Below are 19,261 nucleotides of genomic sequence, written 5' to 3'. Positions count from 1 at the left end.
ATTTTGCTGCTGGAATACTTAGCATATGAGTAGTTGTGACGAATATTTAATACGCATAATTACAATAATGATCACATGTCTATTATTATAATCAGATTAAATTTGGTGCCAATTGTTAATTTGATGCGATTTGTACATTAATAAACAAAACCATCGAAATTGTTTATTTCCTACTGCGTATTCGCGATTCTTTTATATAAATTTATAAACAGATGTCCCATTGATGAGCTCGTTATAGTATGTTATATAATGAATTCTTACTCTTTTGTTGATGAATAAAGAAAGTTCGGTGAGCAAATTGTCTAAAGTCGATCGAAGAATCTTAAAAACACAGGAAGCCCTGAAGACAGCAGTCATTGAACTAATGACTGTGAAAAATTTTGATGATATAACCATTCAGGAACTCTCAGATAAAGCAAACGTAAGCCGTGGTACTATTTACCTTCACTATATGGATAAATATGATCTTCTTGATAAGCTTATCGAGAAGCATATCAATGAACTTCGTGAAAGATGTGAAGCAGCCTCTGATTTGGATTTTGTAACGGGGTCCGTGATTTGGACGGAATACTTTGAGAGTAACTATGCCTTTTTCTCCATGATGTTAGCTAGCAAAGGAGCCCCTTTCTTCCGGAGTCGTTTTCTGGAATTTCTTATAGAAGAGTTCAAAGACGAAGTGGATATCACAAAGGGTAAAAACGAAGGATTAAATAAGGATCTAATCGTACAATTTGTAGCTTCTTCGTATGTAGGTGTAGTTGAATGGTGGTTTACGAACGAAAGACCAGTAACCTATCAAGTATTAGCAGAACAGCTGGGAGCCTTATTGGAACGAAATTGTACAAATAACCCCTCATCCTAAAGGATGAAGGGTGACTTGGAAAATAGTAACTAGTTTGCGAAATATTAACCTATTTTGATCTTCCTTAGAAACCATATTTAGCTTCTTCAGCCTCTCGAATTTTGGCATAGGTCTCAGAGAGTACATAGGTATCTTCCACTAAGCGATCTATACGGAATAGCACATCATCATTTACTATTTCTTTTCGATAAAAATCCTTCTCTTCTATAAATACATAGGTTTGAACAATTTGCGCTTTCATATAGGCCAATATCGGTTTCAATTGCTGCTCAGCTACCAGATAGTGACGTGCAGAACCTGCCGTGACGAGCATACTTACAACCTTGTGTTGAAATGCTTTTTCGGGCGCTAAATCGAATATATTCTTTAGTGTTGCTGGGATGGAAGCTTGAAATATTGGCGTTCCGATTACGATTACATCTGCTTCCATGATCGTTTGAATTACGTACTTGGTGTCCCCTTCGTATTCCAGATAATTGCGACCATCACTGAATTGAACATCATACTCCGCCAGATCTAGAAGCGTAACTTCTGCATCTTTGTATTTTTCATGAAACGAATTTATTGTGTAATTCATAGCGATTCTAGTTTTCGATCCTATCTTTGACCCTGATAATGCTACAATTTTCATAATTCTGACCTCCTGGAGTTTATTTTTTTGCCGTATATTTTTTAATAGCTGGTAGAATTTCAGAACCAATTAAATCTATGTTTTTCATTAAATTTTCAAAAGGTACGCCACCAAAATCCATTTGTGCGATATATCGTTGATGGCCGAAGAGTTCATGTTGATATAGAATTTTTTCAATGATTTCCTGTGGGCTGCCAATATTCATAACATCGCGGGGATCGGCTCCTTGAGCAAACGCCTGTTTAGGAAAACCACGTCCATTGGTTAATTTCATTCCTTCGTTTATATATGGATAATAGGCTCTTTGTGCCTTCTGTGTCGTTTCATCCGCGTAAAAGAATCCAGCAGTCGCTAATGGCAGCTTCGACGGATCGAATCCGTTCTGGCTTGCAGCTTCACGATAAGCATCAATGGATCTTTTGAACAAGACAGCGGGACCCCCTAAATGGGCCAAAAACATAGGAACACCTGCAATGCCTGCTTTGATCGCACTGGCAGAAGTCCCACCTACAGCTCTCCATATCGGTAAGTTTCCCTCAGGACGGGGGAGGATTCTTGCATTTTTGAGAGGGTTACGAAATTCTCCCTTCCAATTCATAACTTCGTTTTCATTTATCTTTAATAACAAGTCGAATTTTTCTTCAAATAATTCCTCATAATCATTAAGATCATAGCCCAATAGTTCATATAACCCCACTCTAGAGGCACGGCCAGCTATTATTTCAGCTCGACCATTTGAGATCAAATCAATTGTAGCGAAATCTTCGTACACCCTAACCGGATCAGAGGTGCTTATAATCGTAGATGAGCTACCTATTTTCATTTTCTTAGTAGCCTGTGCAATAGCTGACAGCACAACGGTATGCGCCTGAGTAGCAAAATATTCTTGATGACTCTCTCCTACACTAAAAAAATCAATTCCTGCTTGCTCCGCTAATTGAGCCAAGTCAATAATTTCACGTATGCGTTGTTTGGCAGATATTCGGCTCCCAGTTTCAGGGTTCGCTAGATGATCACCTAATGTATAGAGTCCAAACTCTAAGCCGTTGTCTGCATTGATCCGATATTGTTCCATGATTATCCTCTTTTCTTTAAGAAGTAAGAATTCATTTATGATTTGTCGATTAAATATAATTAAGTAAGTCACTATAATAAGTATAGTTAAGTGCTTGCATAATGTCAAACTAATGATCCTGTTAAGAAAAAACTACTCGATTTAAGCCTTGTGCTAAGAATCCCCTATAATAATCTCCACATGGTATATTTAGGATATTGATTTGATTATTAAAGTGATAAACAAAAAAAGGAGACTTGTATTCATGCACAACCGCCGCTTCATGAACGTATTACTTATTCTTTTCTTATCGGCTTCCAATTCGACTCCGATCTTTGCATCGGCTTCGGTTGTACCGAAGTTATCCGATTCTATCCAACGTTCTGCGATCCAACCCTCCGTCACAATTAATGGCATAAACTTTTTCTTTCAAGATGAGTTGCCTACGTTAATAGAGGGAAAAACGTTCGTTCCAACCCAACTTTTTGAGCATCCCGACATACAAGCCGATATTTCGAAGTTTATAGATAACCCTTATCCGCATGTTTTTATATCACATTTTAACGGAGCACTTTCTATTTATCCGGATAAAAATGATTATATGTTTAGCGATTACAACGAAGATATAGAGGATTCTGATGTTTGGATCAATTGGAAGAGTCCTACACCTTATCTCTCCGGCAGTGATATTATGGTTCCATTGCGCGCTATTGCCGAACGAATCGGGATCTCCGTTGATTGGGATGTAACAACTAGAACAGCGATCATTACCACGGATGATGACTTTCGTGCTGAACTCGAATCTCCTGAGGAGTGGGAAGATTGGCTAGGAATGAAACCTATCGAAATGGATTATCCCTCAGGAGAGGCAATAACAGAGCAGGAGTTAACTGAATTTGCTATTTTGAGCGGACTCCCAGTTCTGGATTCTCGGATTATTGATAAATATACAGCTGTACTCTTACATATCGAAGAGGAAGATGGCGTAGAATCGCTTACGTTGAAATACGTCGATCGTTTAAAAAACGGGAGTTTAGACTGGAGTATGGATTTAGGCATGGGGGATGATGGAGACGACGTCCAAGTGAAGAGGAGCGGACAACTCGTTAGTGTCGGTATGTTCGATCAAGGCCTTAAAAAGCAATTCAGTCATTTCGAGGTAAGTTACAAAGTTCATGATAAGAAAGTAACTCTCACCTTTGATATCGCGGGTAAACAAGGCATGTTTTTTGACATTCCTGAGGAAGTGACAAGCGGTGAGATAACTTTCTTTGGGAAAAACGGTTATACATTCGAAACGTATTTCTGGTGAGTTGACAAGCCTAAACAAAAGTAAAAGGTATCCCATTGGGGTACCTTTTACTTTTGTTTGCCGCTGGCCGATCCATTATGCTGTATTGCGAGTCTAACCAGTATCCTCGCACCATGAACTAGCATCGCTTCATCGATATTAAACTGTGGCTGATGGATAGCATGGACAATTCCCTTCTCCTTATTACCGCAACCAATAAAGGCGAAGGCACCGGGAACCTTTTCAAGATACCAACCAAAATCCTCACCAGCCAGACTTGGCTGCTCCAGAAGTATTACCTGATCCTCACCTAGAACTTCACGGGCTGCATGAAGCACCTGCTGCACCGCTTCCGCATTGTTCACTACTGCAATTCCTTCACGCAGCTCCAGCTTGTATTTCCCTCCATAAGACTCAGCTATAGCTGAAGCATGGCGCTGTAAACCATTTGTAATTACAGCTACCGTCGTCTTGGTAAACGCTCTGAACGTTCCTGTAAGTTCACTGTGTTCAGCGATCACATTAACAGCAGTACCAGCCTGCAACGTTCCGAAGGCCAACACCGCCGCCTCCTGCGGATCGATTCGATTAGCCATCATTCCGTTAATCTCTCCTATATATCGTGCCGCCATCTGGATCGCATCTACAGCTCTGTGCGGAGCACTATGATGACCGGATGTCCCCTGAAATTCCACCTTAAAATGGCTGGACGCTGCCATGGCATCATGAGGGTGAATACCAAGCGTTCCGACCGGAAGCTCTGGCATGACATGTAGCGCGTAGGCATGGTCGACACCTTCCAGCACGTTATCCTCAATGAGATCGCGGCCGCCTGAGAGTAATCTTCCATCAAGCGGACTCTTGACCGCGCCTTCCTCAGCTGGCTGGAAGACGAAAATGATCGTACCCATCAATCGTTCCCGGAAGGCTGCCAAGGTTCGGGCAGCCCCCAATAGCATAGCGGTATGGGCATCATGGCCACAGGCGTGCATGATGCCGTCATTGACTGACTTGTAAGGCAACTCATTACACTCTTGTATCGGCAGGGCATCCATATCTGCCCTTAGAAGAAGAGTGGGCCCACTATTGCCATTGTCTGCTAAGCCTTGCAGGAGGCCGACCACTCCCATTCCGAAATGTTTGCCGACATTTCTCCGTACTGTGATCCCCCACTCCTCCAACAATTCTGCTACTTTATTAGAAGTGCGGACGACATCATACAGTAGCTCCGGATGGGCATGCAAATCACGACGGTATTCAATCATTTCATCCTGCAGCTGGCTGGCGTAATGCATCATCTCCGCAATATTCGAGTTTTGGCGGATTGTGAATACTGGATCAACTGTCAAATTTGCCCTGCTGGCTGAGAAGCTTTGGAATAGCGGTTCTCCGGCAACGGAATGCCGAGGTTTCCACGCAGCGTGTCACTTTCGTATTCAGTGCGGAACAAACCCCGCTCCTGCAGAATCGGTACCACCCGATCGATGAATTCCTCCAGTCCGTTAGGGACGGCAGCCGCGATCATAAATCCATCTGCCCCACCACTCTCAAACCAAGCTTGAATCTGATCAGCTACTTGCTCCGGTGTGCCAATGAAGCTGCTGCGTGGGGTAGCCGATTGCAAGGCGACCTGTCGAAGCGTCAAGCCTTTCTCCTTCGCATCCTTTTTGATTTTATCCGTGCCGCTCTGAAAGCTATTGCGCCCCAACTCACCAAGCTCAGGGAACGGCTCATCCAGCGGATATTGCGAGAAATCATGATGCTCGAAGAATCTGCCTAAGTAGTTCAGTGCATTCTCAATCGTTACAAGGCCAGCAACCTCCTGGTACTTGCGCTCTGCCTCCTCCGGCGTGTCACCGATGATTGGAGCAATACCAGGGAAGATCAGCACTTCATCCGGATTCCGGTCAAACGAAGCTACCCGTGTCTTAACATCGTTATAGAATGCTTGGGCATCTTCTAACGTTTCGTGTCCAGTGAAGATAGCATCTGCTTCCTTGGAGGCGTAATTCTTACCGACTTCCGAGGAGCCTGCCTGAAATACGACAGGCTGCCCCTGTTTCGAACGAGCAATATTCAGCGGCCCCTTCACAGAGAAGAACTCTCCTTGATGGTCCAGGGTATGCATTTTTTGCGGATCAAAGAATACACCTGATTCCTTGTCTCGTACAAACGCATCATCCTCCCAAGAATCCCATAGTCCGCGTGTCACCTGCAAATATTCGGTGGCAATACGGTAGCGCTTGCCATGGTCAGGATGCTCTTTTTTGCTGTAATTTGACGCAGAACCTTCCAGAGGTGAAGTCACCACATTCCAGCCGGCCCGGCCGCCGCTGATTACATCCAGTGAGCCGAATTGACGCGCTACGGTAAATGGTTCACTGTACGAGGTAGACAAGGTACCAACTAAACCGATGTTAGTGCTGACGGCTGCGAGTGCGCTAAGAATAGTCAGCGGCTCAAACCGGTTAAGGAAATGAGGAATGGACTTTTCATTAATGTACAGTCCGTCTGCGATGAAGATCAGATCCAACTTGCCTTCTTCTGCCTTCTGTACCCACTCTTTGTATAATTCAAAGTTTACACTGGCATCTGGTTTGGCATCTGGATGGCGCCACATCGACGTGCTGCCTCCTACCCCATGCAGCAGTGCACCCAGCTTCAGTTGTCTTGGTTTGGTCATGTTCATTCCTCCTAAAAGTTTTGTGAGCATACGCTTCCTTGATTTCACTTCATGCAAAACTGACTTTGGAAGCAATCATTGCACAAACGATGCATTAGCTGCGCCCTGTTTGATTCGCTCGATCTGACCAAGATGTCTCTCCACATGTCCAGTGAAGCCGTGCACGATATCGGAAATTTTCACGGTCTCCCCCTTGAAATTAATTCCGCTTTTCTCCCAATCTTCTTCGCTAAGCCGTTCAAACAAAAGGCTGTTATAGTAAAGCAGGCTGCGGAACAGCTCCAGATTGTCGGAAGCATTGCCGCTGTTGGCGTACTGACCGCTGACCCAAGCATCCTGATTGAAGACTGGAAGCTGTGTAGTCGTAGCAGCGAGAATATCACGAATGCGGAACGAAACTACGATGCTGTGATCAGCCAGATGAGTCAGTACCTCAGTCACACTCCAACTGGCGGGTTCTGCCTTCCATTTCAGTTGTTCCTCCGTTAACCCGGCGGTCGACTTTACTAATTGATGATATGTCCTTAGATAATCACTGATTTGAACTCTGCTCATTAAATCCCCTCCAATATAAGACTTGTTGCGAATGATCCGATGGTGCGAAACGAGATAACGAAAAAGGCTGGATGTTATGAGTTGTAACTCCGCCGATCGCTAAGTCAGCCAGTATTTCACCCACAACACTAGAAAATTTAAAACCATGCCCCGAAAACCCTCCAGCTATCAGCACATTGGAATGGAGCGGATGGCAGTCTATAATGAAATCTTCATCAGGCGTATGCTCATATTTACATGCAGAACCTTTTAGCAATCGACCAGCAGCACCGGGCATGTAAGACTCCAGTACCTTGCGGAGGTCACCCTCATCGCTGGCTTCACTGCCGAACGGGGCAAGCTGTGTACCCGGCTTCCATTCCAGCCCTGTATCATGCCGGCCGATCTTCAGGCCAGCTCCATCAATGCTGGGAAATCCGTAATAGCCACCTTCCTCTGCTCCTAACGTAAAGCCAGGGAAATTACCAGCAGCAAAAGCAGGGGAGCTCTCAAACCAGCCCACAACTTTGCGGATTGCTTTAATCGGCAAATGTACAAAAGGTGCCAATTTGCCAAACCAAGCTCCGGCACTAAGAATAACTGCCGCTCCGTGATAATCGCCATTTGTCGTATGAACCGTAACGCTGCCTTCGCGAGCGGTGACATTCACTACTGGAGTGTTCGTCAACAGTTCCGCACCATGTCCAAGGGCAAGCTGACGGTAGGCGGAAATACAGCGTTCGCTGTACAAATATCCGGCATCTGGTTCATACATTGCCGCGAATGATTCCGGTATGTTCAATGCCGGCCAGCGCCGCCGGATCTCTTCGGCATCCAGATGATGGACCTGCACCTTCCGTTTCTTCGCTTCTTCGAGACGACCGTTGAAGGAATACACTGCGCTATCCGCGAGATTCAAGACACCTGAGCGGACAAGGAGTTCTGTTCCGCTCAACTGTTCCGCTTCTTTCCATAGTGTATCTGCCCGTAAAGCTAAATCAGTGTAGGCGGGGTCACCGCTGTAAGCATGCCGGATCAGCCGGGATTCCCCGTGATGGCTGCCCTGTGTATGTGGAGGATCGAAGGCATCCACTAGTAGCGTCTTCACTCCGCGCCTCGCAAGATTGTAACCAGCGCTCATGCCCATCGAGCCTGCGCCTACGATAATTACATCGTAACTCTTATGTTCAGCTATAATTCTGCACCTCCACCGGAACTGTGGTACTCAAGGGAACGTACAGCCGCATCCGCAAGGAAACGTGCTGCCGCAGGCAGTGCCTGTTCATCCAGATTGAAGGCTGGATGATGCCATTCTTGGCTTCCTTCAGTACCTATAAAGACGAATAATCCCGGTACCACGCGCTGATAGAAGGCAAAATCCTCTCCGGCCAGTGAAAGCTCTGGTTTGACCGCTCGGTAGCCAAGAGCTTCAGCCGACTCTACCCCTAACGCCGCTAAGGCGGCGTCGTTGATGACCGGAGGCGGCCCTTCGATCCAGCGGACAGTGGCTTTAGCTCCAAGAGCAGCTGCCACACCAGTCGCCACTTCCCGAAAGCGGTCAAGTACTTTGCTGCGCACCGTTTCATCAAAGGTACGGATTGTACCCTCAAGCACGGCTTTTTCGGGGATGATATTCCATGAATTTCCGCTGTGAATCTGCGTCACACTGACCACCGCACTTTGTAGGGGACTGACATTGCGACTTACAATGGATTGAAATGCAGTCACGATATGCGAAGCAGCTACAATCGGGTCTATCCCAGCTTCTGGAACGGCAGCATGAGAACTGCCACCCTGCACTTCAATCACAAACCCGTCAGCCGCTGCCATTAAAGGGCCCGCCGTAATACCGATCGTTCCGACTGGCAGTTCCGGCTTGTTATGCAGCCCGATTACTGCCCGGACTTCTTCTAGCGCCCCGCTAGCAATGATCCGCTGTGCCCCTTGCGCCTTCTCTTCAGCCGGTTGAAACAACAGGCGTACCGTTCCTAGTAACTGACCCTCTCGCTGCTTCAACTGATAGGCGGCACCGATCAAGGCAGCCGTATGGAAATCATGTCCGCAGGCATGCATTTTGCCGGGATACAACGACGCATAAGCTGCTCCAGTTTCCTCCTGGATTGGCAAGGCATCGATATCTGCGCGCAGCGCGATGACCGGACCGGGCTGCTTGCCCCCAATTTCTGCGATCACTCCGGTAGACAGACCGTAATCTACGACCCTGACTCCTGCCCGCTCCAGCAGGGAAATAATATATTTTGTTGTCTCATATTCTTCGTTCGACAGTTCCGGGTGCCGATGCAGATGACGGCGTATCCCGATTAATTCTTCTCCAAGCGCTTCCGCACTCAGCTCTTTAGCTTTACTAGTCATATACAGTCACCCTCCTTTAAACGATTTCCCGTGTGATCCTGATCCGCCCGCTTATGCCTCTGCCGGCACTTCAGAGATTGCTTCGCTCAGTAGCTCAAAGGAGCGGAACCGTTTGTCAAAAGGCTGCACATTCGTAGTTATGATGAACTCCTCAACACCGGATGCCTCTGAAAGTGCCAACAGCTGTTCACGTACAGAGTTTTTTGTTCCTTTGGTAATCTCTGGTTCCAACTCTTCAATCGTGTATGCTTCATTGCTCTGGCGGGCAAACTCCTCCGCCTGTTCCCGGGTTCCAACGGTTAGCTTCTTCCCGCTTGCCAGCTGAATCCGAATCAACTTATGTGCGCCCGCCAGTTCTTTCGCTTCCTCTTCGGTATCAGCCACCACTAGTGCTAAAGCGATAATTGCTTGCGGTTGTCTGCCCTGTGAAGAAACAAAACCGCTTCGGTAAGCACGAATAGCATCTAGCGCTACTGTCTTATCGCTATTAATAAATAGGGAGAACACATAAGGTAATCCAAGTTCAGCAGCAATCTCTGCACTGCCTACACTCGCGCCAAGCACATACAGCTCAGGCGGAATACCAGGAAGGGGACCTGCCTTCAAGCCAGCCAGCGGGTGGTTTTCTTCGAGCCGGTTATGCACATATTTCTCCAACTCGATGATTTTGTCCGTTAAGCTAGGGGATTCGGTTCTTTCCTGCTGAAGCGCTTGTGTGCTGCGCGGGAGTCCACCGGGAGCGCGTCCCACTCCGAGATCCACTCGGCCAGGAGCCAGTGTAGACAGCACATTGAAGTTCTCCGCCACCTTGTACGGACTGTAATGCTGGAGCATGATGCCACCGGAGCCAATGCGGATGCGCTCTGTTTTGGCCAGCAGATGTGAGATGAGTACTTCTGGAGAAGAACCGGCTACCTGCTCAGAGTCATGATGCTCGGAAACCCAGAATCGATGAAATCCAAGCTCCTCAGACAGTTGAGCCAGCTTAATGGTATGCTGGAATGCTTCCTCTGGCGTTTCTCCCGGATAGATCGGACTTTGATCGAGTATGCTGATAGTAATAGCCATTGTTTTTCCTCCTATATGGAATAGTTAAATTCAGGTGTGATTCGCTTCAGGAACTGCTTCGTTCTTTCTTCGCGCGGATGATTAAACAGCTCTGTCGGCGTTCCTTCTTCAACAATGACGCCTCCGTCCATAAAAACCACATGATTCGCCACATCACGAGCAAACCCCATTTCATGGGTGACTACAATCATTGTGATGCCTTCCTTGGCAATTTTTCGGATAACAGCCAGCACCTCACCCACTAGCTCAGGGTCCAGCGCCGATGTTGGTTCGTCGAACAATATAACCTCTGGTTCAAGCGCCAAGGCGCGGGCAATCCCTACACGCTGCTGCTGACCCCCGGACAGCTGACTCGGGTAGGCGTCCAGCTTGCTGGCAAGACCAACCTTTTCAAGCAGTGCAATGCTCCGCTTTCTCGCTTCGTCCTTCGGAAGCTTTTTGACAATTAACAGCCCTTCCATCACGTTCTCCAGCGCGGTTTTATGACGGAACAAATTGTACTGCTGAAATACCATTGCCGTTTTTTGCCTTAGCTGATGAATCTCCTTTTTGCGGGCATGTTTGCAGTTCACTTTGAAATCGCCAATGGCGATCTCTCCGCTGCTTGGCCTCTCCAGATAATTCACGCAGCGTAAGAGAGTCGTTTTGCCGGAGCCACTGGGGCCGAGAATGACGACAACCTCTCCCTTCGTCACCGTTAAATCTATATTATTTAATACCTGATTCCGACCGAATGACTTCGAAATTTGCGCAAGTTTGATCATGCTACTCCACCTCGATTGTACAGATTAATCCTTTTCTCAATGACCGACGTCACGCGTTCGATCAGAAATGTTAGTGCCCAGAAGATCAGTGCTGCCGCCAGATAAGCCTCAAAAAACTTCCAGTTCGTTGAAGCCACTATCTGTGCCTTAGCATTGATATCCACCACCGAAACAGTAAAAGCAAGGGTAGATCCGTGCAGCATACCGATTACTGAATTCGAAAGATTAGGCAGACTTGCCGCCAGCGCTTGAGGAAAAACAATCCGCTTTAGTGCTTGGGGCGTAGTCATACCGATAGAGTGGGCTGCTTCTAGCTGACCGCGATCCACAGCGAGCAGACCGGAACGGACGACCTCGGACATATAAGCTCCAGCAGTAATCGAGAACGAAATATAAGCAAAACCGATCATCGGAATCGAAACCGACCTAAAGCTCCAGCCGAAATGCGCCGCCAGACCATCAATCAGCACAGGAAGCCCAAAATATATAAGCAGCAGATGCGTCAGCATCGGTGTCCCTCGGATGAAAGTTACATAACCAACTGCCAAGGGGTAGAGCAGTGGAACTCTGTATAGCCGGATTAAGGCTACAGCCACGCCAATCACAAAACCAATTAACACAGAGACACAGGTGATATATAAGGTCGTAGGAATTGCACTTAGAATCTGCACCAGAGCGGTCCATATAAACGATGGGTCTAGTTTCATAATCCGGTGCCTCCTTTGCCCGTTCCTAATTCTGCAATAATGCGACGGTAGGACCAGCTTTTGTTGATTTTGAACAAATTTTTCTCCGGTGTATTCCGTTTCTCATGCCGTAGCAGATGGTGTTCTGCTACAAGCAGCAGCTTCTCAATCGTAAAGCTGATGACCAGATAGATAAGCGCAAGCGCGATATACGTTTCAATAAAATGCTGAGTTAGGCTGCCAAGCGTCTGAGCTTTACCTGACATTTCCATCACCCCGAGGGTAAAAGCTAATGACGTATCTTTCAGTAGTGCAATTACTAGATTAGAGAATACCGGAACTGCTATACCTAGCGCTTGGGGCAGCACGATTCGTGTAAAAGCTTGAAACCCCGTCATCCCCGCAGCATATGCAGCCTCCACCTGCCCCTTATCCACCGCCATCACAGAAGCCCTAATCATTTCGGACATGTATGCTCCCGTATGCAGACCGTAGGTCAGAATCACAAAGACAAGTACTGGAGTTCGGGTCATATCCACATGGACCAGCTTCATGATTTCAGGCAAACCATAATAAAACAAGAAGAGCTGGATAAGAATCGGAGTTCCCCGAAAAAAAGAAATATAGATTTCGGAGAGGGTCTTTAACACAGGCACTTTATAAAGTCTTGGCAGAGCTACGAGAAAGCCGACAATAATTCCTGTCAGTAGAGAACAGGCGACAATCAGAAGCGTGGTGCTTAAAGTCCCTAGTAACTTAGGCAAAAACGAAAATACAAAACTGATATCAAACTGTGCGCCCATATATTCCCTCCCTTCCCGTGCTCACCGGCTCAATCATTTAACCGAATCCGCTGTAACATCCGCACCCAGCCATTCCGTGCTCAGCTTACCCAGTGTTCCGTCCGTCTTCAGCTCTTTAATCGCACTGTCAATCGCATCTGACAGCTTTTGTGAATCGGCATCATCCTTACGGAAAACATAGAGAATGTCCGCGGAGGACAGCTCGTCGCCCGTAGCTTTTAGCTGACTCTGCGGATCAATGATCGGCAGGACAAAATCTGCAGCCAGCGTAGCGTCCACACGCCCAGTACTAATCTGTGCGACGGTATCATTCGCTGCACCGTTCTGATACACGATATTAATCGCATTGTCGTGCTCTTTATTGTAGTTCTCCAGAATTTGCGCTTGTGCGCTTGTCGCACCGACTAATACCTTTTTTCCTTTAAGATCATCCAGTGATTGGATCGAGTCATTATCCTTCGCCACTACGATGCGGTTTCTCCAATGGGCATAGGCTTCTTTGTTAAAAGAATATTTCAACTCCCGCTCCGGATTTTTCTCCATGACATGGGCAACCAGGTCGATTTTTTTGGTTTCCAGACTCAGCAGTAAATTGCTGAAATCCATGGTTTGAAACTCGAATTCATATTCAGGCAGCTGCTTATCGATTTCTTTGAGCAGTTCCACATCAAAGCCTGTAAGCTTGCCGTTCTCATCTATGAAGCAGACCTTCGGAAAAGCAGTACCCGTGCCTACGATGATCTTAGTTACCTTTGTCGAACTATTTGCCGTTGCCGAAGCTTCGGCTGCATTTCCATTCTGACTACTGTTCGTGCTGTTATTTCCGCAACCTGCTATCGCCAGTGTCAATAACGATGCAATTACTAATGAAATGGACTTTTTCATTGTTCTATCCCCTTTGAATGATTTGTGGTTTATCTATGAGTGTTTTTTTCATCAGATACATAATGCCGTCACCATTCTGCTGATCCAGTTCCAGAAACCGTTCATATCCCCGGCGTTCATACATTTGAACTAACCATGGGTGCTTCTTCGCCGTTGCCAGCGTGACCGCAGCCGAACCCAATTGTCCAGCAATAATGTGCTCTTCCACCCAATCCAGAAGCTTTCCACCATAACCTCTGTTACTGTAATCCGGATGAGCAGCAAACCATTTAATAAAAGGCAGTGGGCTAATCTTCTTAATCTCTTCTTCTTTTGAAAGTGTTATCGTCGCAACTATCGTTCCATCAACTTCAAGCACATAACACTCATTCGTAGCAATATTGTCTTCAATAAGTGCCAAGTCAGCTGTAGCCGCCGGCCAATGCAGCCCGAGCTCACGAATCAGCTCATACGCTCGATATGTAACCTCAAGCAAAATCTCCGCATCTTGCAGTTCTGCCAGTCTGTATGTCTCACTCATCGCAAGCCCTCCATCCTTCCGAAATTAAATTTTATAATTCCTATCGAATTAGTCGTCATTATATGCAATTAACTTTATCACTGCATGTGTCCATGCGCTAATAGAGTTTTTTAATACATCTATACAATTAGTCGATCTCCCGTTTTACCAATCCCGAGTTCAAGTAGAGTTTCTATGAATTCAGCGTTCTCCCCATTTAGTGAAATCAGGCTGGTACGTAAGGAGATGCCTTCCGTCTCCGCAATATCCACCCGTACTAACGTCCCAGCTGCTACTTCCTCTTGCACACTAAGTGCCGGAAGGAAACAGATACCTGCTTTTTTCAACACCAGCTTCTTGGCTGTCTCCAGGTTATCCACCTGATATTCAATCTTCGGCGGCTGTTCCATGCTCTCAAATACACGATGCAGTCGCATCCAATCCAAAGACCCGCATTCAAAAAAGACTAACGTCTCCTGGCGAATATCTTCCAGCGATGTACGTTGTGCCTTAGCTAAGCGATGCCCCTTCTCTACATACAGCGAAATGGGGTCTTCGCAGAAAGGAAAGGCTTGAATGGCTGGATTTACGACTTTACGGATAAAAGCCAGATCTAGCTCTTTCGATTTCAGCTTATCAATCAATACTTCCGTAGAAGCTGTCGTCAGCTTGATCGTGATATGCGGATACCTGCGCTTCAAATGAAGCATCAGATGCGGCATTAAATAATTGGATACCGAGACAGTACTGCCGATTCTCAGTTCATTTGGAATATGCCCCTTGGCCTGAACCTGATATTTACCGTTCTGATAGATCTGGAGAATCTGCTGGGCATAGGGAAGAAATTGCTTACCTTTATCCGTTAGGCTAATCTGCTTACCTAACCGATCAAACACTCTGCAATCCAACTCCCTTTCGAGCGATTGAATCCGTGCCGTAACTGTCGGCTGAGAGATATATAGGACTTCGGCCGCTTTATTGAAGCTTCCATAATGGTTAATGTAGACAAAAGCCTCAATATTTTCAATGTTCATCCCTAATCCCCCTAAACTAATATTAATTTTACTATTCCGATGAAAAAACAATGAAATAAAACGATGCTTTCCTATAGATTTTGTTTATATCTTATGCACCCCCCTATTTTTTGTCAACTTAAATTCCGTGTAAAATAATCGGATTTCCACAAAACTTCATTCATAAAGGATTAATAATTTAAAATTTGAAACTACAGAAGTTATAGTAAATCCCTTTATAATCGACTGTTATGTTTATTTCATATAGAGCTTTTCTATTCATTTATCAAAATAATAAAATACCCCTTATATAACTCGGAATTATCGTTTATAATGACTTCATTCGTATGAACTATACATTAACTGAAAGGGGATCGCGAGATTATGTCACAAAAGATTATTATCCGTGAAGCTGAGAATAATGACCGTGATGCCATCGCTGAAGTGATACTGGACGCTTACCACCAATATTCGGAAATCATGCCCGAGCCGTTGTGGCTAGCGTACCGGAAATCACTTCTTGAATCTGTCCATGGCGATGCCCCGATCGTGCGGATCATCGCTGAAATCGACAAGAAAATCATTGGTAGCGCACTCTTGTTTAGCTCCTCGGAAACGGCTTACGGTAAACCAGAACTAGGCATTCACTCCCCTATCCTTCGCCTGCTTGCCGTATCCCCATCCGCTCGCGGCCTCGGCGTTGCAACCCATCTAATTCATGAAGCTGCAAGGAGATCTAGCGAGTTGGGTGCCACCACTTTAAATCTGCATACCTCAGAAATGATGGCTTCAGCAATCAAGCTCTACTATCGCTTAGGCTTCAAACGGGCGTATGAGACCGATCTTATGAACGGGGAAACCCTGGTACAGGGTTTCCAACTAGACCTACTAACATCAGTCCGTAATACAGCAGGATAATTATAAAATTCGAGACAGACTAACTCGATGAATATAACGCATTCTTAAGCATTGTCTTGAAATTATAAAAAAGAAGCCTCGGGAAGCTTCCAATGTTCTTATGTGATTATTGCGGCGAACTTCCGAGGCTCATTTAATTTCCTTTTTTATAAGTAATTTCTTTAAAACTCACAGTGATATCGCCTTCAGTATCTGCATCATTCATGCGATGATCTAAAATTACAGTTGCGCTGGAGGGGATGGACGAAAAGCTAGCCCCCTTCTGCTTCTTCTTTACATCATAGAGATAATAAGAAACATTCTTAATCTTCAGCCCTATAGTATCCTTGTACAAAAGTTCTACGGAATAGGATTTAATCACAGCTACATTAGCGTCCGTCCATCCTACAACTTCAACGGCTGCATCTTCATGGTCGCTTTCAGTCTTAATAGAGCTGATGGGAAGCCCATCCTGATTATAAAAATTAATTTTTTGTGGAGCGATTTTCAAATAATCGATGTCGATGTCATGGATTCGGTTTTGGTTCATCTCTGCTGTATCCATCCAGGCAATCGTGCCCGCCGGGTTCCACTTTATTTTCTCAGAAGGTACATACTGCTCTTGTGGTAACGGCACAGTACGTAGCGAAGCTCCATTATTATCATAAAAGGTTAATTGGCCGCTCTCATCATCATGTACAAATCTCTTAAAGGTTGGTGAAAGAAACAGGGATGGCGCACCGGTCGTCGAGTGAGGGATTACCGGATATTTTAGAAGATGCACATCGTCCTTTCCTTTCCTCAGATCAAACAACCATACATTGCCGAGGTAACTTTGCATAAATAATATTTGTTCATCCGCATTCCACTGGAATTTATAGATGTAGTCAGAATCATCAGAAAGCGGCCAAAAGTCTTCCCGAAGTCGCTCAATATCTCCTGTAACAACGTTATAAGAGGACAAATGATATTTCCCAGCTTCTTTCGTCAGATCCGATTCCAGAAATAATAGATGATCCTCGTCCAACTTGATTAGCATATTATAGTTGTTCATAAATGCATTGTTCCAACGGTTATCGGTATCGATCAGCTCATCGCTCCATTTCACCATCACCTCATCCGTAGCAGGATCATGGGCTAGTAAAGCGTTAACTGCATTATGGTCGCCATAGAAAAAATGAATGGTGTGATATAAGATTCCTTGTAATTCAACCACTGCCCCACCGTTTAATAGATAGTTATTTTCGGTTATGCCAATTGGTTTAGCCACCAGTTCTCCATTTGAGCTCCGTACTGCATTAAACTCCAGACCCTTAAAGTTTGCTTCCAAGAATATAAGCTTTTTTAACTCGACAGTTGATTCCTTAGTAAGTGTATAGCCTGTGCTTGTTTCGTTCACATTCATTAACATGCCTTGCTCGCTTGTTTCGTTAATCCATAGATGAAAGGCATATTTAGTATTATTTGAAATTAGAACAATATCGTAGTTAGGCGTTGCGGTATTTAAATTTCCTGGTATTTGTACAGCGGTACGGATGGCTCGGACGAAAGTTTCTATGCTTTCATGATCTATGTATTCAGCCTTTATGTTAGCATTCACTGAACCATGTGCTAGAGATTTCGCTACTGTGATTCGCTTGATTTCTTCGTCAATTTTTAGATTATCGGCTTCTACTTGTTGCTCATTGGGTTGAAATAAGTCAAGTAAAACTACTTTTTTTGTTTCCGGCAGCTTGTAATGTCCATTTTGTCCTAATTTGGTGAAAAGACCACTATTCTCGCCCTTAATCCAGAATGAGAACTTTTCGTTATCTTTATTCTTCAATTCAACAGTAGCTTCATAATCAGGTGCTGCAATATCAAGCTTGGCGCTGTCATACTCAGCAGTATGTATAGCTTCATTGAATTGTTCTATTAAATTGTTGTCCGTTATGGTTATCGATTCACCGCCAGCATTCTGGACTTTAATGGAATTAACAGAACTCAGATCAATTAGTGGTTGATTCGCTTTATCCTTATTCCCTGTATTGATACATCCAACAATGATTACTGAAATGACTGCTAAAAGGGCTAGTAGATTTATCTTTTTCATATAGGCTCCCCCTTCATGTTCTCTCTTCTTTAACGCCAAATAGAGGATAAAGTTGCAATAAATGAGATTAGCAATTGGATCAGATTCTTATCCTGAACTAAGTAAAATTGTTTGTAGCAATAAAAAAAGCCACCGTACAGGCCTGTTCTCCTGTAAGGCAGCTTCTCTTTTATCCCAAAGGTTGGATGAACTATTTAATCATTATCACTACCATGTTCAGACCCGAAAAGCCTTTAAAAAATTCACAGCCTGGCGGATATCTTCCTCTGGATTAGTGCCAACTTCCCGTTCTATGGTCAGGAAACCTGTATAACCGATGTCGTTCAGCGCTTGCAGATAATTGTTCCAGTCGACAGAACCTGCTCCAAGTGGAACTTCACGGAACGCCGAGCCGGTCTCGGCCATTTCAGCCATCTTCTCATGGTCTAATGCGGGTGCTTCATAACCATATTGACCGTAAACATCGCGCGGATCGATATCGGCAAGTTTGAGACCATCTTTAGCATGGGTGTGTACAATGTAGTCTTTTAGTGTATGAACACCTTGCACGGGATCATCACCAGTCACCATCACCATGTTGGCCGGGTCAAAATTAACAGAAACCCCTTTGGAACCCAAACCGTCGAGGAACGTCTTCAGACGCGCAGCGGGTTCTGGCCCAGTCTCAATCGCAAAGTAAGAATTCATCTCATGCGCGTATCTGCTTAGTTCCTCACAGGCGATGTGCATGGTTTCATAAATTTTACTGGTGTGGTCAGAGGGAACAATACCGATATGTGTAGTTACGATATCTGTACCTAGCTCCTTGGCCAGCTCCATAATGCGTTTGGACTTTTCGATTTTGGCACGGTTCTGTGCAGGGTCCTGAAATCCATGTCCGCCTAAATCTCCAACGAGGGCAGAGATTTCGAGACCCAGTGAAGCGATGTATTCCTTCCATTCACGGCGGGCTGAAGGAGAAAGGTTAGCGGGATCAAATTCACCTTGCACCGCATAAATCTGAACTCCATCAGCCCCTGCTTCTTTTGCCTTGCGCAACCCCTCTTTTACTCCGACCTGAAAACTGTCTACGATAACGCCGATTTTGTTAGTGATAATTGGTTTAACCATGGTAATAATCCTCCTT

19 protein-coding genes are annotated in these 19,261 nt (G+C 45.3%); 3 read left to right on the top strand and 16 right to left on the bottom strand.

Going from position 1 to position 19,261, the window contains the following annotated elements; translation table 11 throughout:
• Positions 1 to 298: 298 nt before the first annotated feature.
• Positions 299 to 862, top strand: coding sequence for a TetR/AcrR family transcriptional regulator (locus tag MKY99_RS14955; protein WP_339271653.1), 564 nt, complete (start codon positions 299 to 301; stop codon positions 860 to 862).
• A 64-nt stretch (positions 863 to 926) separates the two neighbouring features.
• Here MKY99_RS14955 and MKY99_RS14950 read toward each other — a convergent pair whose 3' ends face one another.
• Together MKY99_RS14950 and MKY99_RS14945 are read right to left on the bottom strand one after the other, a co-directional pair.
• Positions 927 to 1,493 carry an NADPH-dependent FMN reductase gene (locus MKY99_RS14950; RefSeq protein ID WP_042188313.1) on the bottom strand — a complete coding sequence of 189 codons (567 nt, stop codon included), beginning with the start codon at positions 1,491 to 1,493 and terminating at the stop codon, positions 927 to 929.
• A 19-nt stretch (positions 1,494 to 1,512) separates the two neighbouring features.
• Entirely contained in the window at positions 1,513 to 2,568 is a 1,056-nt protein-coding gene (locus MKY99_RS14945; RefSeq protein WP_339271398.1) for an LLM class flavin-dependent oxidoreductase, read from the bottom strand.
• A gap of 244 nt (positions 2,569 to 2,812) precedes the next feature.
• Here MKY99_RS14945 and MKY99_RS14940 point away from each other — a divergent pair, with 244 nt between their 5' ends.
• Positions 2,813 to 3,859, top strand: a complete 1,047-nt coding sequence (locus MKY99_RS14940) for a stalk domain-containing protein (protein ID WP_339271396.1) — start codon at positions 2,813 to 2,815, stop codon at positions 3,857 to 3,859.
• Positions 3,860 to 3,906: 47 nt separating this feature from the next.
• Here MKY99_RS14940 and MKY99_RS14935 read toward each other — a convergent pair whose 3' ends face one another.
• The 12 genes from MKY99_RS14935 to MKY99_RS14880 all read right to left on the bottom strand — a co-directional run bounded on the left by MKY99_RS14935 (position 3,907) and on the right by MKY99_RS14880 (position 15,167).
• Positions 3,907 to 5,187: an amidohydrolase gene (locus MKY99_RS14935; protein WP_339271394.1), complete on the bottom strand. Its 1,281-nt coding sequence runs from the start codon at positions 5,185 to 5,187 to the stop codon at positions 3,907 to 3,909.
• Positions 5,184 to 6,521: an LLM class flavin-dependent oxidoreductase gene (locus MKY99_RS14930; RefSeq protein WP_339271392.1), complete on the bottom strand. Its 1,338-nt coding sequence runs from the start codon at positions 6,519 to 6,521 to the stop codon at positions 5,184 to 5,186. Before MKY99_RS14930 ends, MKY99_RS14935 begins: the two co-directional genes overlap by 4 nt.
• A gap of 75 nt (positions 6,522 to 6,596) precedes the next feature.
• On the bottom strand, positions 6,597 to 7,076 hold the full coding sequence (locus MKY99_RS14925) for a DinB family protein (RefSeq protein WP_076299753.1): 480 nt from the start codon (positions 7,074 to 7,076) through the stop codon (positions 6,597 to 6,599).
• Complete coding sequence (gene solA, locus MKY99_RS14920; protein ID WP_339271651.1) at positions 7,054 to 8,250, bottom strand: N-methyl-L-tryptophan oxidase; 1,197 nt, start codon at positions 8,248 to 8,250, stop codon at positions 7,054 to 7,056. The genes MKY99_RS14925 and solA overlap by 23 nt, the downstream gene beginning before the upstream one ends.
• Complete coding sequence (locus MKY99_RS14915) at positions 8,247 to 9,428, bottom strand: amidohydrolase (protein WP_339271390.1); 1,182 nt, start codon at positions 9,426 to 9,428, stop codon at positions 8,247 to 8,249. Before MKY99_RS14915 ends, solA begins: the two co-directional genes overlap by 4 nt.
• A gap of 51 nt (positions 9,429 to 9,479) precedes the next feature.
• Positions 9,480 to 10,496 carry an LLM class flavin-dependent oxidoreductase gene (locus MKY99_RS14910; protein WP_339271388.1) on the bottom strand — a complete coding sequence of 339 codons (1,017 nt, stop codon included), beginning with the start codon at positions 10,494 to 10,496 and terminating at the stop codon, positions 9,480 to 9,482.
• Positions 10,497 to 10,507: 11 nt separating this feature from the next.
• A complete protein-coding gene (locus MKY99_RS14905) occupies positions 10,508 to 11,260 on the bottom strand; it encodes an amino acid ABC transporter ATP-binding protein (RefSeq protein ID WP_076286779.1) in 753 nt (250 codons plus the stop codon).
• A complete protein-coding gene (locus MKY99_RS14900; RefSeq protein ID WP_339271386.1) occupies positions 11,257 to 11,967 on the bottom strand; it encodes an amino acid ABC transporter permease in 711 nt (236 codons plus the stop codon). The genes MKY99_RS14905 and MKY99_RS14900 overlap by 4 nt, the downstream gene beginning before the upstream one ends.
• Positions 11,964 to 12,749, bottom strand: a complete 786-nt coding sequence (locus tag MKY99_RS14895; protein ID WP_339271384.1) for an amino acid ABC transporter permease — start codon at positions 12,747 to 12,749, stop codon at positions 11,964 to 11,966. Before MKY99_RS14895 ends, MKY99_RS14900 begins: the two co-directional genes overlap by 4 nt.
• A 33-nt stretch (positions 12,750 to 12,782) precedes the next feature.
• The gene (locus tag MKY99_RS14890; RefSeq protein WP_042188293.1) at positions 12,783 to 13,634 is read right to left on the bottom strand and encodes a transporter substrate-binding domain-containing protein; all 852 of its coding nucleotides are present in this window, start codon (positions 13,632 to 13,634) and stop codon (positions 12,783 to 12,785) included.
• Positions 13,635 to 13,638: 4 nt separating this feature from the next.
• Positions 13,639 to 14,154 carry a GNAT family N-acetyltransferase gene (locus MKY99_RS14885; RefSeq protein ID WP_339271382.1) on the bottom strand — a complete coding sequence of 172 codons (516 nt, stop codon included), beginning with the start codon at positions 14,152 to 14,154 and terminating at the stop codon, positions 13,639 to 13,641.
• 119 nt (positions 14,155 to 14,273) lie between these two features.
• Positions 14,274 to 15,167, bottom strand: a complete 894-nt coding sequence (locus MKY99_RS14880; protein ID WP_339271380.1) for a LysR family transcriptional regulator — start codon at positions 15,165 to 15,167, stop codon at positions 14,274 to 14,276.
• Between the two features lie 363 nt (positions 15,168 to 15,530).
• Between MKY99_RS14880 and MKY99_RS14875 the strand changes: the two genes are divergently transcribed.
• On the top strand, positions 15,531 to 16,064 hold the full coding sequence (locus tag MKY99_RS14875) for a GNAT family N-acetyltransferase (RefSeq protein WP_339271378.1): 534 nt from the start codon (positions 15,531 to 15,533) through the stop codon (positions 16,062 to 16,064).
• A 133-nt stretch (positions 16,065 to 16,197) separates the two neighbouring features.
• Here the strand turns inward: MKY99_RS14875 and MKY99_RS14870 are convergent, their stop codons facing one another.
• Together MKY99_RS14870 and MKY99_RS14865 are read right to left on the bottom strand one after the other, a co-directional pair.
• A complete protein-coding gene (locus MKY99_RS14870) occupies positions 16,198 to 18,135 on the bottom strand; it encodes a hypothetical protein (RefSeq protein ID WP_339271376.1) in 1,938 nt (645 codons plus the stop codon).
• A 216-nt stretch (positions 18,136 to 18,351) separates the two neighbouring features.
• A complete protein-coding gene (locus MKY99_RS14865) occupies positions 18,352 to 19,245 on the bottom strand; it encodes a sugar phosphate isomerase/epimerase family protein (protein WP_076299742.1) in 894 nt (297 codons plus the stop codon).
• Between the last annotated feature and the right edge of the window lie 16 nt (positions 19,246 to 19,261).

Origin of the sequence: Paenibacillus sp. FSL R5-0470, assembly GCF_037975205.1 — a bacterium.
Lineage (GTDB): Bacteria > Bacillota > Bacilli > Paenibacillales > Paenibacillaceae > Paenibacillus_AQ.
This window is presented reverse-complemented; position numbering and strand designations above follow the sequence as displayed.